Annotated in this window: 23 protein-coding genes; 16 read left to right on the forward strand and 7 right to left on the reverse strand. The window is 32.5% G+C overall.

Annotation, left to right across the window (positions count from 1 at the left end; genetic code table 11):
• Nucleotides 1-34 precede the first annotated feature (34 nt).
• Nucleotides 35-988 carry a glycosyltransferase family 2 protein gene (locus ACXHHC_RS16730; RefSeq protein ID WP_458227509.1) on the forward strand — a complete coding sequence of 318 codons (954 nt, stop codon included), beginning with the start codon at nucleotides 35-37 and terminating at the stop codon, nucleotides 986-988.
• On the forward strand, nucleotides 969-1,853 hold the full coding sequence (locus ACXHHC_RS16735; protein ID WP_458227510.1) for a lysylphosphatidylglycerol synthase transmembrane domain-containing protein: 885 nt from the start codon (nucleotides 969-971) through the stop codon (nucleotides 1,851-1,853). Before ACXHHC_RS16730 ends, ACXHHC_RS16735 begins: the two co-directional genes overlap by 20 nt.
• On the opposite strand, the gene ACXHHC_RS16740 is transcribed toward ACXHHC_RS16735, so the two are convergent.
• Both ACXHHC_RS16740 and ACXHHC_RS16745 read right to left on the reverse strand, forming a co-directional pair.
• The gene (locus tag ACXHHC_RS16740) at nucleotides 1,850-2,497 is read right to left on the reverse strand and encodes a hypothetical protein (RefSeq protein WP_458227511.1); all 648 of its coding nucleotides are present in this window, start codon (nucleotides 2,495-2,497) and stop codon (nucleotides 1,850-1,852) included. The genes ACXHHC_RS16735 and ACXHHC_RS16740 overlap by 4 nt on opposite strands.
• Before the next feature lie 11 nt (nucleotides 2,498-2,508).
• Nucleotides 2,509-3,111 (reverse strand): hypothetical protein, encoded by a 603-nt coding sequence (locus tag ACXHHC_RS16745; protein ID WP_458227512.1) that lies wholly within the window; start codon nucleotides 3,109-3,111, stop codon nucleotides 2,509-2,511.
• 276 nt (nucleotides 3,112-3,387) lie between these two features.
• Between ACXHHC_RS16745 and rpsA the strand changes: the two genes are divergently transcribed.
• A complete protein-coding gene (gene rpsA / locus ACXHHC_RS16750) occupies nucleotides 3,388-5,208 on the forward strand; it encodes a 30S ribosomal protein S1 (RefSeq protein ID WP_458227513.1) in 1,821 nt (606 codons plus the stop codon).
• A gap of 115 nt (nucleotides 5,209-5,323) precedes the next feature.
• Nucleotides 5,324-6,175: an N-acetylglucosamine kinase gene (locus ACXHHC_RS16755; protein ID WP_458227514.1), complete on the forward strand. Its 852-nt coding sequence runs from the start codon at nucleotides 5,324-5,326 to the stop codon at nucleotides 6,173-6,175.
• 38 nt (nucleotides 6,176-6,213) lie between these two features.
• Here ACXHHC_RS16755 and ACXHHC_RS16760 read toward each other — a convergent pair whose 3' ends face one another.
• The 4 genes from ACXHHC_RS16760 to ACXHHC_RS16775 form a co-directional block, all read right to left on the reverse strand.
• Nucleotides 6,214-7,017 (reverse strand): hypothetical protein, encoded by an 804-nt coding sequence (locus ACXHHC_RS16760; RefSeq protein WP_458227515.1) that lies wholly within the window; start codon nucleotides 7,015-7,017, stop codon nucleotides 6,214-6,216.
• Nucleotides 7,018-7,155: 138 nt separating this feature from the next.
• The gene (locus tag ACXHHC_RS16765; protein WP_458227516.1) at nucleotides 7,156-8,415 is read right to left on the reverse strand and encodes a UDP-N-acetylmuramoyl-tripeptide--D-alanyl-D-alanine ligase; all 1,260 of its coding nucleotides are present in this window, start codon (nucleotides 8,413-8,415) and stop codon (nucleotides 7,156-7,158) included.
• Nucleotides 8,416-8,423: 8 nt separating this feature from the next.
• Complete coding sequence (locus ACXHHC_RS16770) at nucleotides 8,424-9,131, reverse strand: 16S rRNA (uracil(1498)-N(3))-methyltransferase (RefSeq protein ID WP_458227517.1); 708 nt, start codon at nucleotides 9,129-9,131, stop codon at nucleotides 8,424-8,426.
• A gap of 5 nt (nucleotides 9,132-9,136) precedes the next feature.
• Nucleotides 9,137-10,333, reverse strand: coding sequence for a hypothetical protein (locus ACXHHC_RS16775; RefSeq protein ID WP_458227518.1), 1,197 nt, complete (start codon nucleotides 10,331-10,333; stop codon nucleotides 9,137-9,139).
• Nucleotides 10,334-10,509: 176 nt separating this feature from the next.
• Between ACXHHC_RS16775 and ACXHHC_RS16780 the strand changes: the two genes are divergently transcribed.
• The 12 genes from ACXHHC_RS16780 (at nucleotide 10,510) to rplI (ending at nucleotide 22,186) form a co-directional block, all read left to right on the forward strand.
• Nucleotides 10,510-10,692 (forward strand): DUF4834 family protein, encoded by a 183-nt coding sequence (locus ACXHHC_RS16780; protein WP_458227519.1) that lies wholly within the window; start codon nucleotides 10,510-10,512, stop codon nucleotides 10,690-10,692.
• An 18-nt stretch (nucleotides 10,693-10,710) separates the two neighbouring features.
• Nucleotides 10,711-13,137: a YfhO family protein gene (locus tag ACXHHC_RS16785; protein ID WP_458227520.1), complete on the forward strand. Its 2,427-nt coding sequence runs from the start codon at nucleotides 10,711-10,713 to the stop codon at nucleotides 13,135-13,137.
• Nucleotides 13,130-13,648, forward strand: a complete 519-nt coding sequence (locus ACXHHC_RS16790) for a methyltransferase (RefSeq protein ID WP_458227521.1) — start codon at nucleotides 13,130-13,132, stop codon at nucleotides 13,646-13,648. The genes ACXHHC_RS16785 and ACXHHC_RS16790 overlap by 8 nt, the downstream gene beginning before the upstream one ends.
• Before the next feature lie 2 nt (nucleotides 13,649-13,650).
• Nucleotides 13,651-14,739: a non-hydrolyzing UDP-N-acetylglucosamine 2-epimerase gene (gene wecB / locus ACXHHC_RS16795; protein ID WP_458227522.1), complete on the forward strand. Its 1,089-nt coding sequence runs from the start codon at nucleotides 13,651-13,653 to the stop codon at nucleotides 14,737-14,739.
• On the forward strand, nucleotides 14,736-15,944 hold the full coding sequence (locus ACXHHC_RS16800) for a glycosyltransferase family 4 protein (protein WP_458227523.1): 1,209 nt from the start codon (nucleotides 14,736-14,738) through the stop codon (nucleotides 15,942-15,944). Before wecB (ACXHHC_RS16795) ends, ACXHHC_RS16800 begins: the two co-directional genes overlap by 4 nt.
• Nucleotides 15,945-16,003: 59 nt before the next feature.
• The gene (locus ACXHHC_RS16805) at nucleotides 16,004-17,005 is read left to right on the forward strand and encodes a LamG domain-containing protein (RefSeq protein WP_458227524.1); all 1,002 of its coding nucleotides are present in this window, start codon (nucleotides 16,004-16,006) and stop codon (nucleotides 17,003-17,005) included.
• 76 nt (nucleotides 17,006-17,081) lie between these two features.
• A complete protein-coding gene (locus ACXHHC_RS16810) occupies nucleotides 17,082-18,335 on the forward strand; it encodes a glycosyltransferase family 4 protein (RefSeq protein WP_458227525.1) in 1,254 nt (417 codons plus the stop codon).
• Between the two features lies 1 nt (nucleotide 18,336).
• On the forward strand, nucleotides 18,337-19,419 hold the full coding sequence (gene wecB / locus ACXHHC_RS16815) for a non-hydrolyzing UDP-N-acetylglucosamine 2-epimerase (RefSeq protein WP_458227526.1): 1,083 nt from the start codon (nucleotides 18,337-18,339) through the stop codon (nucleotides 19,417-19,419).
• A 111-nt stretch (nucleotides 19,420-19,530) separates the two neighbouring features.
• Entirely contained in the window at nucleotides 19,531-21,006 is a 1,476-nt protein-coding gene (locus tag ACXHHC_RS16820) for a lipopolysaccharide biosynthesis protein (protein ID WP_458227527.1), read from the forward strand.
• A gap of 76 nt (nucleotides 21,007-21,082) precedes the next feature.
• The gene (rpsF, locus tag ACXHHC_RS16825) at nucleotides 21,083-21,421 is read left to right on the forward strand and encodes a 30S ribosomal protein S6 (protein ID WP_458227528.1); all 339 of its coding nucleotides are present in this window, start codon (nucleotides 21,083-21,085) and stop codon (nucleotides 21,419-21,421) included.
• 2 nt (nucleotides 21,422-21,423) lie between these two features.
• Nucleotides 21,424-21,720 carry a 30S ribosomal protein S18 gene (rpsR, locus tag ACXHHC_RS16830; RefSeq protein WP_458227529.1) on the forward strand — a complete coding sequence of 99 codons (297 nt, stop codon included), beginning with the start codon at nucleotides 21,424-21,426 and terminating at the stop codon, nucleotides 21,718-21,720.
• A gap of 13 nt (nucleotides 21,721-21,733) precedes the next feature.
• Nucleotides 21,734-22,186, forward strand: coding sequence for a 50S ribosomal protein L9 (gene rplI / locus ACXHHC_RS16835; protein ID WP_458227530.1), 453 nt, complete (start codon nucleotides 21,734-21,736; stop codon nucleotides 22,184-22,186).
• A 50-nt stretch (nucleotides 22,187-22,236) separates the two neighbouring features.
• Here rplI and ACXHHC_RS16840 read toward each other — a convergent pair whose 3' ends face one another.
• Nucleotides 22,237-23,049: a transglutaminase domain-containing protein gene (locus tag ACXHHC_RS16840; protein WP_458227531.1), complete on the reverse strand. Its 813-nt coding sequence runs from the start codon at nucleotides 23,047-23,049 to the stop codon at nucleotides 22,237-22,239.
• Nucleotides 23,050-23,222 lie beyond the last annotated feature (173 nt).

A 23,222-nucleotide genomic window follows, 5' to 3' on the forward strand; every position in this document is an offset into this window, starting at 1 on the left:
TATCAGTAAGTTTGTCACACCGAAAATTTAAGAAATGAGTAAGACTAATTTATTATCTATTGTTGTTCCTGTATTTAACGAAGAAGGGAATGTAACATTGCTAACTGAAAAGATTGATGAAGGTTTAGCTGGGTATCAGTATGAGATTATTTATATAGATGATTGTTCTACAGATAATACAAGGAAAGAGATTAAAGACTTAAATCATGATAAATTAGTACTGGTAGAGTTGCGTAAGAACTATGGACAGAGTTCTGCAATTGCTGCGGGTATAGATGTTGCTAAAGGTGATTATATAATTACAATGGACGGGGATTTACAAAACGATCCGTCTGATTTACCTGCAATGTTAGATAAAATGATTGCTGAGGATTTAGATATGATTACTGGAATTCGTCAGAAGAGACAAGACAGTTTTGTTAGAACCTTACCTTCTAAAATTGCGAATTTTATTATTAGAAAAACAACAGGCTTACATATTACAGATCACGGATGTGCCATTAAAATCTTTACTGCTGAAACAGCAAAAGGATTAAATTTATATGGAGAAATGCACCGTTTTATTTCTTTGGTAACATTTATGAATGGAGCTAGGATTTCTGAAATGCCTGTAAAGCACCATGCACGTCAGTTTGGAGTTTCTAAATACGGTTTGGGAAGAACGTTTAAAGTAATAAACGACCTATTATTGATTTTATTCCAACGTAAATATTTACAAAAGCCAATTTATTTATTCGGAAACATAGGGTTAGTTTTTGCAGGTATTGGTATGGTAATAAATATGTACCTATTGGTGTTAAAATTAATGGGAGAAGATATTTGGGGGAGACCTTTATTAATATTAGGTGTTTTAATGGTAGTAATGGGAATTCAATTCTTTACAGTAGGGATCATTATAGATTTATTAATGAAAACGTACTACGAATCTCAAAAGAAACGTCCGTATAACTTAAGAAAAGTATCAACGTTTGGAAACAAAGAAGCTTAAAAAAACAGCAATAACGATATTAAAAATAGGAGTCAGTGTACTCCTATTTTACTTTGTAGCAACTAAAATTGATTTCTTAGAAGTATTTAAAAATATTAAAGAGAGCAATGTAGTTTTGTTGGTTTTAAGTGGTGTTTTCTTATTGTTGTCTCAGTTGGTGTCTTCTTATCGATTGAATGTTTTTTTTCATGCATTGGATTATAAGCTATCGCACAAGAGCAATCATATATTGTATTTAATAGGGATGTTTTATAACTTTTTTATTCCAGGAGGAATAGGAGGAGATGCCTATAAGATTTTTGTATTGAATAAGGAGTTTAATTGGAAAGTAAAAAAACTATCTGCTGCTGCTTTTGTAGATCGTTTTTCTGGATTAACAGCTATTGGAATGTTGTTGGTGGTTTTAATTATTCCTTTTGTGCAAAACATAGGTTGGGTAAACTCTAACGTAGTGCTGTATGCTTTAGGTGTTTTAATTTTTGTATTGGTGCCAATGTTGTCTTTTGTTTTTGTGCAAAAGCTGTTTAGTGCTTTTAAAGGAGTATTTTTTAAAACATTAGCTTATTCTTTGGTAGTTCAAATATTACAGTTGGCTTCTATAGCTTGTTTGGTAGCAAATTTTGACGTAGTACAAGACATGCTATCTTATTTATTGGTATTTCTAGTATCTGTTGTACTGTCTATTGTGTCCTTTGCGGGAATAGGAGTAAGGGAGTTTATATTTTATCAAGCAGCAGACCTACTGCAATATGACAAGGATGTATCTGTTGCAATAGGTCTGTTGTTTACTTTTTTAACCGCTATTATTTCTTTGGGAGGTGTTATTTTCCAGATAAAGAAGTTTACATTAAAAACTACGGATTAGTTGTTAATGATGATTTCTTTTGAGTGGTCATCTAAAATTGAAACTACAGGAATATTGATAGTAATATTTTTAGGATTCGTAGCATTAACAAGGTGAGATGCTATTTGAATATTTTTTGTTTCTACAATAGTTGCTTTGGTAAGTACAATACCAATAGAACTCTCATATTCTCGTGTTTCTTCATTATATGTAACTTTTAATTCTTCATTTCTTAAAAATAGATTTTTGTATTTAGGAGATGTCTGAATTTCGATGTCAGTTAATTTGTTACTTATAATTTCTGGATATTTTTCAAGAAGTTTAAGGTCGATTATTTTTTGTAGGTTGTAATCAAAAAAATGAATACTATACATAAAGTTTTCTGCTCCTGTACTTTTATAGATGTCATAAAAGTCCGTTTCAGTTTCTTGGTAAACACTATTAAATTTTAATGCTAGTTTTAAGGTGTCACCAAGGCTATAGTTAATAGTATTGTTTTCAAATTCTTTGTCTATTAGTTTTAATTCCGTTGGTGTGCTCAATAAGAAATTGCTTTCGTCACTAATGTCTTTTGTAAAGTCTGTTCCTTGTTCGGGAGCAAAAGAATTATTATCGTCTGTACAACTAAAGAGTGTTACTAATAGTATTGTTATTATTTTTTTCATAATAGTATTTTTTAAAATTGATATCCAAGTCCTGTGTTAAGATAACCACCAAAATCTAAGTCCCTTTGCTTTGGTAGATATTTGCTCAGTCCTATATTAAATTGAAAATTCAATCTTTTATTAAAAAGGAATTTTTTACCAATACCCAAATTTATTGAGACAGCATTGTTTTTTAGTTTCACTCTCTCAATTACGTACACATTATATGTTATCGTATTTCTTTGGGTTTCATATCTTTCAGAAGAAACGTATTCAACAAAAAATTCTGCATGTAATCTTTTAGCAACGTTATAAACACCTAAGTTTTCAAAGAAGCTAGAAGTTCTATATTCATTTAGATAAAACCTAGTTTTTATTCCAAATCCAAAATCTTCTAACTCGTAGGATTCATTAGGGTTGATATTGAGGGTATTCCTTTTAGCAAAAAGTCCAACCCCAACAGATGAATTGATCATTCTTTCGTATTCAATAGAAAAGTGAGGACCTCCAGTATTAGCGATTAATAGTGTTCTAATTTCGTTTTTAGAGTCAATTTTAGGATTCTCATTTACATAGGATTGAGAATAGGCTTGTATACTTGTTATTAGTAACAAGAGAAACAGCTTTTTTTTCATTTCAATTTAGATTAAATATTAATTATGTTTTAAAGATGTATTAGGACTGATTTGGTTGCGCGAAAATTATGAAAATAACTTAAGTTAATTGTAAATAGGGTGTTAAAAAACTGAAAATCTTATAGGTTAGCTCTGGAAATATTTTGTATATTTGCAGTCCTTTTTGCGAGCTGGGTTTTAGAAAGGAATTGAAAAATTATTATTTATAACATCTTTAGTTGTTGTTACTCGCCTTAAAAACTAATTATCAACTAAATACAAATAAATTTTCGACAGATGTCTGAAGAAAATAAACAAGCTGCTGAAGCTACTGAGCAAGAAGCAGTACAAACAACTCCAGAAGTTGTAGAGGTAAATCCACAAGAATTTTTAGAAAACTTTAACTGGCACAAGTACGAGCAAGGTATTGATGAAGTTGATGAGAACAAATTAAAAGAGTTCGATGCAGCTTTAGAAGGAACTGTAGGTTTCGTAAATGAGCGTGATGTTATTGAAGGAACTGTGGTACGTATTACTGACCGTGATGCAATTATCGACATTAACTCTAAATCTGAAGGAGTTATTTCTTTAAACGAATTCCGTTACAACCCTAACTTAGCTGTTGAGGATAAAGTAGAGGTATTAGTTGACAGAAGAGAAGATAGTACTGGACAGTTAGTATTATCTCACAAGAAAGCAAGAGTAATTAAAGCTTGGGATAGAGTTATCGCTGCTCAAGAATCTGGTGAAGTGGTTAACGGATACGTTAAGTGTAGAACTAGAGGAGGTATGATTGTAGATGTATTCGGAATTGAAGCATTCTTACCAGGATCTCAAATTGACGTTAAGCCAATTAGAGATTACGATCAGTACGTAGATAAAACAATGGAATTCAAAGTTGTTAAGATCAACCACGAATTTAAGAACGTTGTAGTATCTCACAAAGCGTTAATCGAAGCTGATATCGAAGTTCAGAAGAAAGAAATTATCTCTGGATTAGAGAAAGGACAAGTATTAGAAGGAGTTGTTAAGAACGTAACTTCTTACGGAGTATTTGTTGATTTAGGAGGTGTTGATGGATTAATCCACATTACTGACTTATCTTGGTCTAGAATTAACCACCCATCTGAGGTATTAGAATTAGATCAAAAATTAAACGTTGTAATCTTAGATTTTGACGATAAGAAAACAAGAATCCAATTAGGATTAAAGCAATTATCTCAACACCCTTGGGATGCTTTAGATACTAACTTAGCTGTTGGAGATAAAGTAAAAGGTAAAGTAGTTGTTTTAGCTGACTACGGTGCGTTTATCGAAGTTGCTGAAGGAGTTGAAGGATTGATTCACGTTTCTGAAATGTCTTGGTCTACTCACTTAAGATCTGCACAAGATTTTGTTAAGATTGGAGATGAGGTTGAAGCACAAGTTTTAACTTTAGATAGAGAAGAGCGTAAGATGTCATTAGGTATCAAGCAATTACACCCAGATCCATGGGCAGATATTACTACTAAATACCCTATCGGTTCTACTCACAATGGAGTTGTACGTAACTACACTAACTTTGGTGTATTCGTAGAATTAGAAGAAGGAATTGATGGATTAGTTTACATTTCTGACTTATCTTGGACTAAGAAAATTAAGCACCCATCAGACTTTGTTGCTGTAGGTGATAAATTAGATGTTCAAGTATTAGAATTAGATACTGAAAACAGAAAATTAAACTTAGGACACAAGCAAACTCAAACTAACCCTTGGGATGCTTACGAAGCTAAGTACGCTTTAAATACAGATCACGAGGCTACTATCAAAGATAAAAACGATAAAGGAGCTGTTGTTGATTTAGAAGAAGGTGTTGAGGCATTTATTCCTTCTCGTTTATTAGAGAAAGAAGATGGTTCTAAATTAAACAAAGGAGAAACTGCAGTATTCAAAGTAATCGAGTTCTCTAAAGAATTTAGAAGAATTGTAGCTTCTCACACTGCTACTTTTAAAGATTCTGAAGCTAAGAATGTAAAAGCTCAAGCTAAAAAAGCTGAAGCTAGTGCAGATAGCAAGTCTACATTTGGAGACATTGCTGGTTTAGCTGACTTAAAGAAGAAAATGGAAGAAGGAAAATAATTTTCCCAATTTCTTAATATAAATTAAGCTGTTTTGGTTCGCCAAAACAGCTTTTTTTTATACCATACTTTGTATATTTACCCAACCAGTATGTATAACTAAAAACTAACTAATTATGATATTAATTGCCGATGGAGGTTCTACTAAGGTAGACTGGTTTGCCCTAAATTCGGATAAAACAGATAAATTTAAAACAAGAACTGAAGGTTTAAATCCAGCGATTGTTGATGAAGATATTTTAAAACAAAGAGTTTTAGATAATATAAACTTAGAAGAAGCAAGAGAAGAAGTAACACATGTATTCTTTTATGGAGCTGGATGTGGAACTGATAAGGCTATTGCTGCTTTAGAAAAGGTATTTCAAGAAATTTTTGTGAATGCGAATGTACTTGTTGCAGAAGATATGCTAGGAGCGGTGTATGCTGCTTCTGAAGCAGAACCAGCAATTGTGTGTATTCTTGGAACTGGTTCTAATAGCTGTTATTTTGATGGGAAAGAGGCAAAATCGAGTGCTGTTTCTTTAGGATGGGCAATTATGGACGAAGCTAGTGGTAATTATTTTGGTAAAAAGTTAATAAGAGATTATTACTATAAAATAATGCCTGAAGAGATTCGCGCTAAGTTTGAAAAGGATTATAATTTAGAAGACGACTTTATTAAAAGTAATTTGTACAAAGGAGATGCTCCTAATACCTATTTAGCAACACATGCTGCTTTTATGTTTGAGTTTAAGGATCATGAATACATGACTACTTTAATAGAGGATGGAGTTGATGAGTTTTTTAGATATAGAGTTTTACCTTATGGTAAAGGAAAAGAAACCCCTGTTTATTTTATAGGTTCGGTTGCCTACTACTTTTCTCATATTGTAGATAAAGTAGCCAACAAATACAATTTAAATTTTGCGGGTTCTATACAAAGACCCATAGACAATATGATTGCTTATCATAAAAAGCATTTGATTTAAATTAAAAAAGCTAGCCGAAAGGCTAGCTTTTTTGTTTCTTATCTTCTGTAACTATTGCTGTTAGACCTTTTGGTGTAGGTAACAGTGTTGTAATTATCCTTGTTTTTCCTGTTATTACTTCTGGTACTTGTATTCGTTTTTTTTAGGTTTCTTTTTTGTTCTACCTGTTGCTTTTGCCTGGTATTTGCTTTGTTTCTAGATCTGTCTTTAGATTTTTGCTGTACCCTTGGTCTATAATCGTAACGTTTAGAAGAGTATTTAGGTCTGTTGGTTCTAGGCGTGTAAGAGTATTTTCTATTATAATAACGAGTTGTACTATTGTAGTTGGCTCTGTTTCTTATAATTTTTCTTTGCGCTCTAGGGTGTATATAGGTATTGCAGTAAGGCTTGTAATGTCTATTTCTAACATTAACATATCCATTGCACCTGTTGTAAACTCCTCTATTGTTGTAGTAGATTTGCAAACTACCAATAGAGTTTACAAAACCGTAGCTGTTGTAGTTAACCCTTACATTTCCTATTTGATTTACTCTACCTCTGTAGTCATAATAAATAGGTGTTCGGTTAATTTGTATAATTTCCCCAAAGCTATTTCTGGCAATGTAGGGAGTGTAGTTGTGACCTGTGTTGAAACTAAAGCTTATGCAAGAAGTATTTACACTTACATTAGAACTTCTAGGTGTTATCACGTTAAAATCAAAATCTCCATTTTTAAAGACCGCATACTCAACATTATTTTCTATAAAAACGAATGGTTTGTCTGTGTTGTGATGATTTGTTGTAGCGTATGTAGAGCCAATGGCTAAAAAACAAATAGCGAATAATACATATATTTTTCTCATGGTGTGCTGTTTTTAGTGAAACAATATTTCTGTATTTCAAGAAACTTAACACAAGTTAGAATCCAAAGAGCGTGCCATAAAAAAAACTCACCTTTAAAAAGATGAGTTTTTAGGCTGTATTAAGCTGATCGTTTTTGTTTAAATTAGTTCTAACGTTCTTTCTAAAGCCATTCCTCTAGAACCTTTAATTAACAATGTATGGTCGTTAAAACTAAAAGAAAAGCTTTCTTTTAGTTCGTTAAAAGATTTAAAAAAGAATGCACCTTCTGTTTTTTGCTGATAAAAGTGTTCTCCAACAAAAATAGTTACATCAAAGTTGTTGTTAATTACTTTGGCAACAAGTTCTTTGTGTTCCTTTTTACTAGTATCTCCTAGTTCAAACATGTCTCCTAAAATAACTGCTTTTTTAGGTGTGTTTAATGCTTCTAAGTTTTCTAAAGCAGCAGACATGCTTGTAGGGTTGGCATTGTAGGCATCCAGAATTATTTGTACACCGTCCTTTTTAATAATTTGCGAACGATTGTTTTCTGGAGTGTAGTTTTCAATGGCTTTTTTGATATTTTCATCAGAAACCTTAAAGTAGTGACCAATATTTATGGCCGCAACTATGTTGTTGTAATTGTATTTACCTATTAGGTTGCTTTGTATGGCAAGGTCGTTATAAGCTAATTTAACATATGGAGTTAAGTCTATTAGAGGTGTGTCCATTGGAGAAAAGTACTCACATGTGCAAAATTCAGAGCGTTCCACATGTCTTTCGTCTTCTTTGTTTACAAAAGCAATTCCGTCTGCTCCTGCTAAATAATCGTACATTTCAGATTTTCCTTGCACAATCCCTTCTTCAGAACCAAATCCTTCTATGTGAGCTTTTCCAAAGTTTGTGATGTATCCGTAGTTTGGAGCGGCTATAAAGCATAGAAGCTGAATTTCTTTAAGGTGATTGGCACCCATTTCTACAATTCCAATTTCTGTTTCAGTAGTCATGCTTAACAAAGTCAAAGGAACTCCAATATGATTGTTTAGGTTTCCTAGCGTTGCTTTAACGTTGTATTGCGTAGCTAGTACTTCTCTAATTAATTCTTTGGTGGTTGTTTTTCCGTTACTTCCTGTTAAAGATACAATGGGTATACCTAGGTGTTCTCTGTGGTAAAATGCTAGTCTTTGTAAAGTTTCAAGAACATTTTTAACCACAATAGTTTGTTTGTTAATATAGTATTCTTGTTCGTCTATAATAACATAAGAAGCTCCTTGTTCTAGTGCTTGTTTGGCAAAGGTGTTGGCGTTAAAACGATCTCCTTTTAATGCAAAAAAAAGGGCTCCTTCTTTTATTTTTCTTGTGTCTGTTGTAAAGTTTTGTTTTTGTTGTAAAAACAATTGGTGTAGTTCATCAATCTTCATAAAGCTGTCTATACTAAGGTTGTCAATGCGGTGGTAATGTAAATTCCAGCAGTTTCGGTTCTTAATCTATTTTGTCCTAGTGTAATGGGGGTAAATCCACTTTTTAGTGCTTTTTCTATCTCTTTTGGGGTAAAGTCTCCTTCGGGTCCTACTAAGGTTAAAATATCTCCTTTAGGTTTTGCTATATTTTGTAAGAATTGTTTGTTGTTTTCATCTTCACAATGTGCAATAAACTTTTGATTGGCTTCTTGTTCTTGTATAAAAGTATCAAAAGCTACAGGTTCGTTTAAAATAGGAATGTGGCATTGCAAAGATTGTTTTACAGCAGAATGAATTATTTTTTTCATTCGATCTGTTTTTAAAACTTTTCGCTCAGAGTTTTTACAAATAATAGGTGTAATTTCATCAATACCAATTTCTACGGCTTTTTCTAGAAACCACTCGTACCTATCGTTTAGTTTGGTAGGAGCTATGGCAATGTGTAAATAGTAGGGTCTGTTATTATCTATCGTTTCAACTTTTAGTATAGATACAGTACATTTTTTCTCATTAGCTATGGTAATAGCGGTTGTGTAGAAGTTTCCTTTACCATCGGTAATAAAAACAGAGTCACCTTCTTTTTTACGTAATACCTTTACCAAATGTCTACTTTCATCTTTGTCAAAAATAAAAGTGCTATCTGTAGAGGTTATGTGTTCACTAATAGATAATATCATAAATATTAATAGTCGGTTAAAAAGTCACTTTTCTTCTTTTTGTCTTTCTTCTTCTTCTTCTTCTTCTTCTTTGTCTTTTTCTCTTTTTTAGGATCTACCAGACTATCTGTTTCAGAGGTTTCTTTAGACTCTTCATCCTTAGGAGCTTTTTTATCTTTCTTAGGGAAGTTAAAAATGCTATTTAAGGTTTTTTTCTTTTCCTTTTTCTCCACTTTTTTATCTTTCTTTTTGCGGTTAAAAAAGTTTCCGAAAATACTCTTTTTGGTACTGTCTTTTTCTGCTTCTAAAATTTCTTTATCCCTTTCTTTTTCTAACTCCTCAGCTCTTTTAATTTTCTCTATTTCTTCGTTTATTTTTTTGTATTCCCACTTGTCTTCATGCCAATCAAAACGATAAGATATATTTCCTCCTATTTCTACACCCAATATATTTTTACCAAAAGAAGTATCCATATAAGCGGAAATCAAAAAGTTTTCGTTGATTAAATAGGGAGTACCAAAACCAAAATTAATAGTGGTGTGTTCTTGAGTCTTTTTATAAGCCAATTCAACAAAAGGGTTAAGTTTAGGCTGAATTATATATGCAGACGAAACGGTATATATAAATTCAGGAATATCTCCGCCTAAGTAGTTAAATTCGAATTGGTTATTAACACGTAATCTTCTATTGATGTTGTTTTGGGTAATTAAACTAAGAGAAAAAGATGTTTTACCTGTGTTTGGGAAGTTTCTATTAGAAAAGGGAGTGTTTAAGTAACCTGCTACTGCTACAGAAGGAATAATTCCGTTGCTCCAGAATCCATATCGTTTTTTCCAGCTTTTGTATTTTTCTGGAGTGTCTTCGTCTTTTTTTTCAAAAACTAAATATTTGGCACCAAGAGCAAATCTTTGGGTTCCCTTCTTTTGTGTGAAGATTTTAGTATTAAATCTGTTTTTGTAGTGATGGATTAAGCTAACTTCAAATCTTTCTTTCCAAACACCATATCTAATATTTAATAGTTGGTTTAGGGTGTTGTTGTTAAATCCGTTGGTTTTAACAGATTTATAGGAAAAAGAGTTCTCTAACTGCAAAACATCTGTGCCTAAAGCGTAAGGAGTTTCGGTTCTACCAGGTCTATTGGAGTTAATGACACTTGTGTACTGCGCATTAGAAATATAACTAAACAGCAAACAGTAAACAATGCTAAGCAGGTTCCTTTTCATATTTTTAATAGAAAATTACTGCTGTAAATATAATATTTTAAACTGTGAGAGTGGGGTTCGTTTACAAATTATTATTTTTGGAAATCGAATATAAATTATGAAGTAATTTTAAGGTTATGCAGTTATTGAGGACAATTCTATTTATTATCGCATTTTACTATATTTCTAAGTTTTTTATGAAGTATATTGCTCCTGTGTTTTTAATGAAATATGTAGAGAAAAAGACAGGTCAAAAGATGAATAGGACCCAAGAAAAAGCACAAAAAGAAGGAACCGTAACTATTGATAAAAAGCCGCAACATTCTCAAATAGTAAAAGATGATGTTGGGGAGTATGTGGATTACGAAGAAGTCGATTAATTTTCTAAAAACGAAACATTGAAAGAAAAGATTAACGTTAAACAGTTAGGAATTTATTTAGGAGTAATCATTACGTTCTGTGTGGTGGCTCTTTTTTATTTTAAACCAGTTCTTAAAGGGGATAAAATTTTTCAAAGTGATATTGCTCAGTTTAGAGGAATGTCTAAAGAGTTGAACGATTTTAGAGAAAAAAAAGGAGAAGAAGCTTATTGGACAGATGCAGCTTTTGGAGGGATGCCTTCGTATCAGTTAAGTACATATTACCCTAATGATTATATAAAAAAGTTAGACAGTCTAATTCGATTTTTACCAAGACCCGCAGATTATTTGTTTTTATATTTTATTGGTTTCTTTGTGTTGTTAACGGTCTTAAAGTTCGATTGGAAGTTAGCTGCTATTGGTTCTTTAGCCTTTGGTTTTTCTACATATTTAATTATTATTCTAGGAGTAGGACACAATGCAAAAGCACATGCTATTGGATATATTCCTCTAGTTTTATCTGGTGTTTTATTGCTTTTTCAACAAAAATATTTATTAGGGTTTTTGTTAACTACAGTTGCTACTGCTTTAGAAATACATACAAGTCACCCACAAATGACTTATTACATGGGATTCATGTTATTGTTTATAGGAGTTTGTTATGTGGTAGAACAATTTAGAAAAGGTGTATTACAGAAAACGTTTAAACCAATAGGACTGGTATTGGTAGCAATGTTTATAGGGTTAGTTATAAATGCTCAAAGTTTGTTGGCTACCAAAGAATATGCTTCTAATAGTACGCGTAGTAAAAGTGAACTGACCATAACACCAGATGGTAATACCAAAGAGCCAACTTCTGGATTGTCTAAAACGTACATTACTGAATATAGTTATGGGGCATTAGAGTTAATGAATTTAATGGTGCCTGGTTTTATGGGAGGTGGTAATAATGAGAATGTAGGAGAAGATTCCTACACCTATAAGTTTTTAGCTTCTAAAATTGGAGCCAGACAGGCAGCAAGGTTTTCAGAAAATGCACCTACTTATTGGGGAGATCAACCTATAGTAGCCGCACCTGCATATATAGGAGCAATTTTTGTTTTTCTATTTTTTGTAGGGCTATTTTTAGTAAAAGGATGGATGAAACAAGGTTTGTTTGTCGCTGTAGTTTTTTCTTTACTTATGAGTATGGGGAAAAACAATAGTATTTTAACAAACTTTTTTATTGATTACATTCCATTGTATAACAAATTTAGAGCCATTACCTCTATACAAGTTATAGCAGAATTGTGTATTCCTTTGTTAGGGATGTTGGCTTTAAAAGAATTATTATCAAAAGAAGTTACAAAAGAAACAAAACTCCAAGCTTTAAAATTAGGAGGAGGAATCACGTTGGTGTTGCTTGTTCTTTTTGTATTTGTAGGAGGAATGAGTTATTCTTTTATCGGCGGGAACGATGCTTATTGGGATTCTCAAATAGAAGGTTTTTCTGGAGCTTTACAAGCGGATAGAAGCAATATGTTATATGCAGACGGAACACGTTCTTTACTATATATATTGATTGTTGGAGGTGTTGTTTGGGCTTTAATCAATGAGAAATTGAAAAAAGAATATGGAATTGCTATTATAGGTTTTGCTTTATTGTTCGATACCATGGGAGTGGCAAGAAGATATGTAAACGATGATGATTTTTTACCTGCGATACAAGTGGAAAAGCCTTTCCAAAAATCAGCTATCGATAAGCAAATATTAGAAGATAAAGGACATTATAGGGTAGCAAACTTTGCTGCTAACTTTATGAATGATGGAGCTACCTCTTATTATCATAAATCTATTGGGGGCTATCATGCTGCTAAATTAAGAAGGTATCAGGAATTGGTAGATTTTCAGATTTCTAAAAACAATATGGAGGTGTTAAATATGTTAAACGCTAAATATTTTATTCTACCATCAGAAAAAGGAGGCAAAGGAGTGCAAATGAATCCAAGGGCCAATGGAAATGCTTGGTTTGTAGATAATATCATCAAAGTAAATTCTGCAAATGAAGAGATTTTAGCATTAACGGACTTTAGATCTAAAGAAGATGTAGTTATTAATACAAGTGAATTTAGTGTGTCTGCTGTTGAAAAAGATTCGTTGGCAACCATTCAACTAACAAAATATGAACCCAATCATCTAAGGTATGATTACAGTGCTACAAAATCACAATTGGCTGTGTTTTCAGAAGTTTATTACCAACCAGGATGGAATGCTTATGTAGATGGAACACTAACAGAGCATGTAAGAGCCAACTATGTGTTAAGAGCAATGAATGTACCTAAAGGAAAACATGCCATAGAGTTTAAGTTTGAACCAACGGTGATTAAGCAAGGAGCTGTTACAAGTTTAGCAGGATATGGAACTTTTGCTATAATTTTGTGTTTGTTGGTTTATGTTAATTACAACAAAAGAAAAGAAGATGTATAAAAAAATGCCAAATAGGAGATATGAGCATACCTTATCTTTTCTACAAAAGGTTTTACCTGCACCAGCTACAATTTTAGATATAGGAGTTAGAAATCCTTTTTCGGAAATTATGGAGGAAAATGGCTATACTGTGTACAATACCACAGGAGAAGATTTAGATGAGTTTCCAGAGGTTGTAAATAAATACAATGTAGATGCGGTAACGTCTTTTGAGGTATTTGAGCATTTATTATCTCCATATGAGTTGTTAAAATTAGTTGAGGCTAAGAAATTAATTACAACAATACCTCTAAGGTTATGGTTTGCTACTGCTTACAGGAGCAAAACAGATAAGTGGGATAGACATTATCATGAGTTTGAAGATTGGCAATTTGATTGGCTCTTGGAAAAAACAAATTGGGAGATTAAAATTAGAGAAAAATGGACTAGCCCAATTAAACAAATTGGTTTTAGACCTTTGTTAAGAACATTTACTCCCAGATATTATGCAGTTTATGCCGAAAGAAAATAGATATGAAGAAAAAAATCTTGATTATAGTTGGTACGAGACCCAATTTTGTGAAAATTACTCAGTTTAAAAAACAAGCTGCAATTCAGAATATAGACTTAAGAATTGTTCATACAGGGCAACATTACGACGAGAAAATGTCGGATATTTTCTTAAAACAATTCAATATAGAAGTAGATTATTTTTTAAACATTAGTGGAAAAACACCAAATAGTTTAATAGGAGAAATTATAATCAAATTAGAAGAGGTAATTAATGAATTCCAACCAGATATGTTGTTGTCTGTGGGAGATGTAAATTCTACCTTGGCAGCTTCTTTAACGGCCAATAAGCTTGGAGTTACATTGGGACATGTGGAGAGTGGATTAAGGAGTTTAGATAGAGAAATGCCAGAGGAGATTAATAGAATATTAACAGATGAGATTTCGGATGTATGTTTTGTTACTGAAGAGAGTGGTGTAATCAACCTTAAAAAGGCAGGAAAAACTGATGCTCAGATAGCTTTAGTTGGAAATACGATGATTGATACTCTCGTTCATTTTAAAGAAGAGATAGAAGCTTCTCCTGTTTTAGATAAGTTTGATTTTGAAAAATATATTTTGGTTACTATGCACAGACCAAGAAATGTTGATACAAAAGAAAGTTTAGATAAAATTGTTAGCTTGTTTCGAGAAATTACTCAAAAAACTCAAATTGTTTTTTCACTGCACCCTAGAACCCAAAACAGTTTTGTAAAACATAATTTATTCCATGTTTTAGAAACAATGGAAGGTTTAAAAATAGTGCCTCCTCAAAATTATTTTGCTTTTCAAAAATTAATTAAATACGCATTTTGTGTAATTACAGATAGTGGTGGAATACAAGAAGAAACAACTTTTCAAAAAATACCTTGTATTACATTAAGAAATAATACAGAAAGACCAATTACCATTACCAAGGGCACCAATAAATTAATGTCTTTTGATACTAAAAAAATAATAGAACATTTAAATACAATCGAGAACGGAACTTTTCCTAAAGGAGAAGTCCCTTTTTTATGGGATGGAAATGCTACCGAACGTATATTAGAAAAATGTAACGAATTTTTAGCATGAAATACATAGCAATGGTGGTAGATGCACCATATCCAAATGATATTAGAGTACGAAAAGAAGCGGAGTCTTTAGTAGAAGCAGGAAAAAAAGTAGTTGTAATCTGTCCTCGTAAAAAAGAAGATGTTAAGGAAGAGGTTGTTAATGGAGTTGCTATTTATAGAATAGGGCAAAATTACGCTACTACTAAAAAAGGCTTGCACGATATTTTTGAAAGTTTTTTTAATGTGAATTTGCTGTTCTATAAAGGAATAAAAGAGGCTATGACTCACTTTGATGTTGAGTTTCTTCATATTCATGATTTACCACTAGCGAGTACAGGAATTAAGTTTAAACCTAAGGTAAAAAAGGTGATTCTAGATATGCATGAGAATTATCCCGAGGCTTTAAAAACTTGGTTCGCATGGAAAAAAAATCCGATAATTAAGTTGAAGAATTGGATTTTTATGAACCCTAAGTTATGGTCGTACAAAGAGCAGAAGTATTGTAAAAAGTATGATGTTGTTGTTTGTGTAGTAGAGGAAATGAAGCAAAAATTAATTGCTAATTTTAAGATAGATCCAGATAAACTTATTGTAATTTCTAACTATGAAAAAAAAGAATTTGCTTCAAATTTTTTAAATTCTGTTTCACAAAGTATTATAACTCCTAATGATTTTTCTATAACTTATGTTGGTGGTTTTGGCCCTCATAGAGGTTTAGATACAGCTATAAAAGCAATGCCAAAAATTGTAGAGAAAATACCCAATGCTACTCTTTTTCTAATTGGTAAAGGAAGCACAAGTGTAGAAGAAAGATTAAGGTATTTAGTGCAAGAGTATAAAGTAGAAAAAAATGTAAAATTTATAGGTTATAGACCTTTTCAGGAAGTATCTACTATTATGCAAGAATCTAATATTAATATTATTCCTCATAAATCGAACGGTCATACAGACAACACAATTCCTCATAAACTATTTCAAATTATGATGAGTAAGAGTTTGTTATTGGTAAGCTCGTGCAAACCACTAAAAAGAATTGTTGAAACCTATGATTGTGGGTTTGTCTTTAAAGCCGATGATGTGAATGATTTCTTTAAAAAAGTAGAAATGATATATAAGGAAGGGGACTTATTAGATTTTAAAAAAGAAAATGCTTTTAATGCGGTAATGCATCAAGAAGAAAATTGGGATAAGGAAAGTTTAAAGCTGAATAACTTATACATTTAAATTTTAAAAAAAAAAGATAGATTATTTGCAGAAAAAAAAGAGATTTGTAAAAAAAAGAGATGAAAAAGATTACCTGTTTACTTTTGGTTTTCTTAGTTGGTTCTATTTCAAGTAAGGCTCAACAAGAAGAAGTGGTTAATTTAAATGAAAGCTTGTTATTGCATTACAAGTTCGATTCCAATACAAATGATTCTAGTGGTAATGATTATCATGGTACTGCATTTGGTTCAGGTCAGTATACAGAAGGTAGAGCTACAGGTTCTACAGCGTTAAGGTTTGATGGTTTGGATGATTATGTTGCCTTTCCAAATATTTCAACGTTAAAACCGAATCTTCCAGTAACTATTTCTTTTGATATTAAATACGAAAGTAGCGTAGCTACAAAAAGAGTAGTGTTTAATACTTCTTATGAAGAAGATTATAATTCAGGTGTATTTTTTACAACTCAATCTTCAACAGGTAAATATGCTTTAGGTTTTGGAGACGGAGATTACAATTATACTTCTTCTTCTATACAAAGTTTCATAGGGAATGAAGTTGTAGAAAATGATACCTGGCATTTTCTTACGATTGTTGTAAGGGGAGCTCAAGACATGAGTATTTATGAGGATGGGGTAAAACTTACAGGAAGCTATGGAGGGTCAGGAGGTAATTTAAGTTATGGAAGTCTTTCTGGAGTAATTGGAAAGCATGATCAGTCTAATGTGAGTGGAGCTTATTATTTTAAAGGAGTAATAGATGAATTTTCATATTGGGATAAAGCACTTTCAGAGATTGAGGTTGCTTATTTGTATAATCAGTATATCAATGGAGGGAGTTTAAGTATAGATCAACATATTAATCTTAGTGATACTATTAAAATAAAGGTTGAAAACTCAATTTTATCTATAGAGTCTAAAGAAAAGAGAGGCGTATTGGAGATGTATAATATTTTAGGAGAGAGAGTATATAAGGCTACTTCTTTTGATGATGTTAATTTGACCGATTTCTCTTCTAAAATACTAATTTTAAAACTTCAAGACAGTAAAGGAAACTTTTTTGTGAAAAAAATAATCAGATAAGTTTTGTTTTTAGTTCAATTCTCGTTTTATTGGTGTTTTTTTGTCTCATAAAAGATTAAAACTTAGTAGAACGAAATTGAAAGTCTTAATTATTACATATTATTGGCCTCCTGCCGGAGGTTCTGGAGTACAACGCTGGCTTAAGTTTGTAAAGTATTTACAAGACTTTGGTGTAACTCCGGTTATTTATACAGTGGAGAATCCAGACTATCCAATTTTAGACGAGACTTTACAAGCAGATATTCCCCAAGGAGTTGAAGTTCTAAAACAACCTATTTGGGAGCCTTATCAATTGGCATCTGTGTTTTCTAAAAAGAAAAAGGTAAAGACAAGTGCCGGTTTTTTAGGAAAGCAAAAAGGAATTACCTCTAAAATAGCAACTTATATACGTGCCAATTATTTTATTCCAGATGCACGTATGTTTTGGATCAAACCTTCTATTCAGTTTTTAGATGAATACCTATCAAAGCATACAATAGATGCCATTATTTCTACTGGACCACCACATACAACTCATATGATTGGTTTGGGCTTAAAAGAAAAACGAAATATAAAATGGGTAGCAGATTTTAGGGACCCATGGACAGATATAGATTACTTTCATCAATTGCCATTAACTCATAAGGCTATTAGAAAACACCACGAGTTAGAACAAAAAGTAGTAAAAAATGCAGATGAGGTTCTAGTGGTTGGTGATACGATGAAAGAGGTGTACGATGTTTATTCTAAGAATGTACATGTAATTACCAATGGATATGATGGTGAACTAAGTGAAGAAACAAGTTTAGATAAAGAGTTTACCTTAACTCATATTGGAATGTTAAATGCTGATAGAAATCCGATGATTTTATGGGAGGCGTTAAACGAGCTAAAAGATAGGGTAAATGTAAAAGTTCAGTTAATAGGTAAAGTAGCTGTTGAGGTTAAAGAAAGTATAAAAGAGTTAGGTTTAATAGACAAGGTAACTTTTATAGACTATTTACCTCATGACGAAGTACGCACGTACCAACAAAAATCTCAAGTATTGTTATTGGCAATCAATCAAGTGCCAAGTGCTAAGGGAATAGTTACAGGGAAAATATTTGAGTATTTACAAGCACAAAGACCTATTTTAGCCATCGCTCCAAAGAATGGAGATTTGGCCAGTATCTTAGAAAAAAGCAATGCTGGTACTGTAGTAGGTTTTAACAATGTAGAAGAGTTGATGAATGCACTTTTAGAAATGTATGAAACCTTTGAAAAAGGAGAATTAAAAGTAACATCGGTAGGAGTAGAACAATATCATCGCAAAGCGTTGACCAAAGAACTCGTTAAAATTTTAAAAAAGTAAGTTGAAAAAAATAGTAACAATATTAGGAGCAAGACCTCAGTTTGTAAAAGCAGCTGTGTTAAGTAGAGTCATTACGTCGTATCAAGAAATAGAAGAGGTAATTGTACATACGGGTCAACATTATGATGCGAATATGAGTGCTGTTTTTTTTGATGAAATGAACATTCCACATCCTAAATACAATTTAGATATTAATGGTCTTGGGCACGGAGCTATGACCGGACAGATGCTGGAAAGAATAGAAGAGGTTTTGGTAAATGAAAAGCCAGATGGAGTTGTTATTTACGGAGATACCAATTCTACGTTGGCAGGAGCTTTGGCTGCACAAAAACTTGGCATTAAGGTGGTTCATATAGAGGCAGGTTTGCGTTCTTATAATATGAGTATGCCAGAGGAGGTAAACAGAATTTTAACAGATAGAATATCTAGTTTGTTGGTTTGTCCTACAGATACGGCTATTACCAATCTTAAAAAAGAAGGATTTGAACATCATGATATCAAAATTGTAAAAAGTGGAGATATTATGAAAGATGCTGTAACCTATTATAGTGAACTGTCTAAAGAGAAAGCAACAGTGCTGCAAGATTACAACTTAACAAAGGGTGAATTTGTACTGGGTACCATACACCGTCAAGAAAATACGGATGACCTAGCAGTTTTAGAAGGAATTTTTGATGGATTAAGCCAAATTCATCAAGAGAAACAAGTGGTAATGCCATTACACCCTAGAACCAAAGCCGTGTTAGAGAAGCAAAACTTAAGCTACCCAATTACATTTATAGATCCTGTGGGGTATTTTGATATGTTAGCCTTGTTAAAAAACTGTGAGTTGGTAGTAACAGATAGTGGAGGTTTACAAAAAGAAGCATTCTTTAATCAGAAGCCATGTTTAATTGCTCGTAAAGAAACCGAGTGGGTAGAGTTGGTTACCAACGGATATGCAGCATTGGTAGGGGGAGATGCTAAAAAGATGTTAACCTTATACAAGGAATTTACGACAAAAGAGTTAGATTTTTCATTGCCTTTGTACGGAAACGAGGTTGGGGAAGAGATTTATAAAGAGATTAAAATTTTACTTAATTAGCATAAGGTATTCTAGCGGAGTGGAGAACTAATGTGTTTCTACTCCGTTCGATGACTATAATTAAGGATCGTGTTCTAGTGTCTAAAATCTAGAAACTCAATAGTAAAAGAAATGGGAATTGTTCTAAAAGAATCATATAAAAACACATTAACACTAACAATAGCCATTGGTCTTGGTGCTATTAATACGTTGTTTTTATACGTGTATTATTTAGATACTGCATATTATGGCTTAATTTCTTTTTTACTATCTACCTCGTTAATTGTAAAACCTTTAGTGGCTTTGGGAGCCAACTATAGTATTGTTAAATTTTTTTCCTCTATTAAAGAAAAAGAAGAGAAGGATCGGTTTTTAAGTACCATGCTTTGGTTGCCTTTAATAGCAATAATTCCGTTAGGTGTTATAGGAGTTGTTTGTTTTGAACAAATTAGCAAGTGGTTTTTTGGGAAGAGCGATTTAACCCAGCAATACGGACATTTAATTTATTGGGTAACGATAAGCATTACCTATTTTGATGTGTTTTATGCATGGGCAAGAGTACATTTAAAGTCTGTGGTTGGGAATGTTTTTAAAGAATTGTTTGTAAGAGTAGTGGTGTTTGTTTTGCTATTCTTAGTGGGGTTTAATTTGATTACAGAAGCACAATTTGTATACGCAGTTGTTGGAGCTTATTTTGTGCAGATGTTGTTAATTATGGGCTATGCGTTGAAACAATACACCCCTAAATTTTCATTTAAGCTACCTTCTAATTTTAAAGAAATAATTCAGTATTGTCTTTACATATTACTAGCGGGGTCTGCCGCAAGTATTTTACTAGATATAGATAAGTTTATGATTCCGCAACATGAAGAAGCGATAGAACAAGTAGCTTTTTATGCTGTAGCGGTCTATATAGGAACAATTATAGAAATACCTGGTAGAGCAATGGCTCAAATAGTACAGCCGTTAACTGCAAAAGCATTAAACGAGCAGAATGATAAATTGGTGTTAGAGTTGTATAAAAAAACATCCATCAATTTATTAATTGCCTCTGGTGCTATTTTTATTTTAGTAATTGGAAACATAGATGCTTTATACTTATTATTGCCTGCAAAATACACAGGAGGTTTTTGGATTGTAGTAATGATCTCCATAGCAAAACTGTACCATATGTTTTTAGGAAACAACGGAGCTATTATTTCTAACTCTAAGTATTACAAGATACTATTGCCCTATGGGGTGTTTATGGCGGTGTTGGTCATTGTGCTAAATCATATTTTTATTAGCGATTACGGTATTAATGGAGCAGCATTGTCTACCATGTTGGTTGTGTTACTTTTTAACACGATTAAACTATTCTACGTAAAAAGAAAATTTGGGATACAGCCCACAACATTTAAAACTTGGATAGCCTTGTTCTTTATTTTTGGACTTACAATTTTAAGTTATTATGTAAATTTTAAACTCCATCCTGTTTTAAATATTTTACTAGAGTCTACGTTGGTTATAGGAATTTATTTGTGGGTGGTTGTAGGTTTAAAATTGTCAGAAAACATTACGTTACTCTACAAACAACTGATTTCGAGGTTGAAAAAAACAAAGGTTTAGCAGGGTTCAAATTTTGTGAAACGATTTTGAATTGCTATATTTGCAGCCGATTTAAAATTAATTTAATACAATCATTATGAATCATTACGAAACTGTTTTCATTTTGAATCCCGTTTTATCTGAAACTCAGGTAAAGGAAACAGTACAAAAGTTCGAGGACTATTTGGTTTCTAAAGGTGCCGAAATGTTGCATAAGGAAGATTGGGGGCTAAAGAAGTTAGCTTACACAATCCAAAAGAAAAAAAGTGGATTTTACCACTTATTCGAATTCAAAGCTTCAGGAGAAATTATCTCTCCATTTGAATTAGAATTTAGACGTGACGATAGCGTTATGCGTTACTTAACTGTAAAGTTAGATAAGCACGCTGCTGCATGGGCTGAGAAAAGAAAGTCTAACTTAAAATCTGCAAAGTAATTATGGCATCAATCGATCAACAAGCATCAGGAGGTTCTAAAGGAGATGTAAGATACTTAACTCCATTAGACATTGAAACTAAGAAAGAAGCTAAATACTGTAGATTTAAGAAAAAAGGAATCAAGTACATCGACTATAAAGATGCAGATTTCTTAATGTATTTAGTAAACGAGCAAGGTAAAATTTTACCAAGACGTTTAACTGGAACTTCTTTAAAATATCAACGTAAAGTGGCTCAAGCGATCAAGAGATCTCGTCACTTGGCATTAATGCCATATGTTGGTGATTTATTAAAATAATAAGTAGACAATCATGCAAGTAATATTAAAACAAGACGTTGAGAACTTAGGGTTCGCAGACGATATCGTAGAGGTAAGAAATGGTTACGGACGTAACTTTTTGATTCCTGCTGGAAAAGCTGTTTTAGCAACTGAGTCTGCTAAAAAAGTATTAGCTGAAACTTTAAAGCAACGTGCTTATAAAGAAGCTAAATTAGTAGAAGAAGCAACTGCAACTGCAGAAGCTATTAAAGGTTTAGAGATTAAAATTTCATCTAAAGTTGGTCAAGGAACTAAATTATTTGGTTCTATCAACAACATCGATGTTGCTGAGTCTTTAGAAAAAGCTGGACATTCAATTGATAGAAAATTCATCAAAATTGCTGGAGGATCTATTAAAAGAACTGGAAAATACACTGCTGCTATCCGTTTACACAGAACTGTAACTGCAGATTTAGATTTCGAAATTGTTGGAGAACAGAAATAATCTAAATTCCAAAATATAATAAAAGCTCACTAATACTAGTGAGCTTTTTTTTATGTCCAATAATTACCTGGAGAAGGAGAAGAAAAAAATTCTACATTAAACTTTTGTTCGGTAGGAAAAACGGAAAGCCCAAACTGGTTGAATACAGCTACATCGGCTGCATCTTTTCCGTAGCCTAGAGCTACATATCCTGCAGCGGTATTCATTTGTGTAGCATCAAAAGTATACCATCTATTTCCTACATAAGCTTCAAACCAAGCATGCATATCCATAGGTTCTAGCCCGTGTAAATACCCTACTACAATCCTTGCCGGAATGCTTAAACTTCTGCAAAGAGCAATGCCCAAATGAGCCAAATCTTTACAGACTCCAAATTCCCTGTTTTTAACCTGTATGGCAGATAAAGGTTCGTTATTACTGCCCGGTATGTATTGAATGTTGTTGCGCAACCATTCTGTTATAGCATGTACTTGATTGTAACCAGCATAGTGATTGTTGGTAATAGAATAGGCCATTTCGTTAAAAAAATCAGATTCACAATAACGGCTAGGCAACAAATAACAAAGCACAGACTCTGGTAGGTTCTGAATTTCAACAAACGGAGCATCAAAAGCTTGGTCAGTAATGTCAGATGTAATTACGTCGGCAGTAGTGGTAATAGAAAACAATCCTGGTTGGGCAATTAAACGTTGACATAGATTTCCGTAATGGTCTGTAAATTCAAAAACAGGAGTGCTAGGAGTAATTTTATATTCGTCTTTTTCCACCCATTGTTGTCCCCCGCTTCGGGGTCTTAGCATTAAAATAAATGGAGTTGGCATTGCAATGTCAAAACTTAAATAGCAACTAATACGTAAATGCATTTATTTTAAATTTAGGAGTAAAACTGTTTGAAAAACAGTTGGTTAAATACCTACTAATATATTCTATTTAAGGAGATTGAAAGATGAGTTTATGAAAGGATTTATAGAGGAACAGTAATAAAACAGATATGCTAATAAAAGTTGATGTATACCTTGTAAAAAGGAATTACAAG

It is taken from the genome of Wenyingzhuangia sp. IMCC45574 (assembly GCF_054182685.1).

What these genes read in the sequence shown, in the direction of transcription:
- ACXHHC_RS16755 (WP_458227514.1), top strand. Translation starts at nt 5,324, where the DNA reads ATGATATTAATTGCCGATGGAGGTTCTACTAAGGTAGACTGGTTTGCC.
- ACXHHC_RS16740 (WP_458227511.1), bottom strand. Translation starts at nt 2,497, where the DNA reads ATGAAAAAAATAATAACAATACTATTAGTAACACTCTTTAGTTGTACA.
- rplI (WP_458227530.1), top strand. Translation starts at nt 21,734, where the DNA reads ATGCAAGTAATATTAAAACAAGACGTTGAGAACTTAGGGTTCGCAGAC.
- ACXHHC_RS16770 (WP_458227517.1), bottom strand. Translation starts at nt 9,131, where the DNA reads ATGATATTATCTATTAGTGAACACATAACCTCTACAGATAGCACTTTT.
- ACXHHC_RS16820 (WP_458227527.1), top strand. Translation starts at nt 19,531, where the DNA reads ATGGGAATTGTTCTAAAAGAATCATATAAAAACACATTAACACTAACA.
- rpsR (WP_458227529.1), top strand. Translation starts at nt 21,424, where the DNA reads ATGGCATCAATCGATCAACAAGCATCAGGAGGTTCTAAAGGAGATGTA.
- ACXHHC_RS16745 (WP_458227512.1), bottom strand. Translation starts at nt 3,111, where the DNA reads ATGAAAAAAAAGCTGTTTCTCTTGTTACTAATAACAAGTATACAAGCC.
- ACXHHC_RS16730 (WP_458227509.1), top strand. Translation starts at nt 35, where the DNA reads ATGAGTAAGACTAATTTATTATCTATTGTTGTTCCTGTATTTAACGAA.
- ACXHHC_RS16800 (WP_458227523.1), top strand. Translation starts at nt 14,736, where the DNA reads ATGAAATACATAGCAATGGTGGTAGATGCACCATATCCAAATGATATT.
- ACXHHC_RS16780 (WP_458227519.1), top strand. Translation starts at nt 10,510, where the DNA reads ATGAAGTATATTGCTCCTGTGTTTTTAATGAAATATGTAGAGAAAAAG.
- ACXHHC_RS16765 (WP_458227516.1), bottom strand. Translation starts at nt 8,415, where the DNA reads ATGAAGATTGATGAACTACACCAATTGTTTTTACAACAAAAACAAAAC.
- ACXHHC_RS16760 (WP_458227515.1), bottom strand. Translation starts at nt 7,017, where the DNA reads ATGAGAAAAATATATGTATTATTCGCTATTTGTTTTTTAGCCATTGGC.
- ACXHHC_RS16790 (WP_458227521.1), top strand. Translation starts at nt 13,130, where the DNA reads ATGTATAAAAAAATGCCAAATAGGAGATATGAGCATACCTTATCTTTT.
- ACXHHC_RS16775 (WP_458227518.1), bottom strand. Translation starts at nt 10,333, where the DNA reads ATGAAAAGGAACCTGCTTAGCATTGTTTACTGTTTGCTGTTTAGTTAT.
- rpsA (WP_458227513.1), top strand. Translation starts at nt 3,388, where the DNA reads ATGTCTGAAGAAAATAAACAAGCTGCTGAAGCTACTGAGCAAGAAGCA.
- rpsF (WP_458227528.1), top strand. Translation starts at nt 21,083, where the DNA reads ATGAATCATTACGAAACTGTTTTCATTTTGAATCCCGTTTTATCTGAA.
- ACXHHC_RS16805 (WP_458227524.1), top strand. Translation starts at nt 16,004, where the DNA reads ATGAAAAAGATTACCTGTTTACTTTTGGTTTTCTTAGTTGGTTCTATT.
- wecB (WP_458227522.1), top strand. Translation starts at nt 13,651, where the DNA reads ATGAAGAAAAAAATCTTGATTATAGTTGGTACGAGACCCAATTTTGTG.
- ACXHHC_RS16840 (WP_458227531.1), bottom strand. Translation starts at nt 23,049, where the DNA reads ATGCATTTACGTATTAGTTGCTATTTAAGTTTTGACATTGCAATGCCA.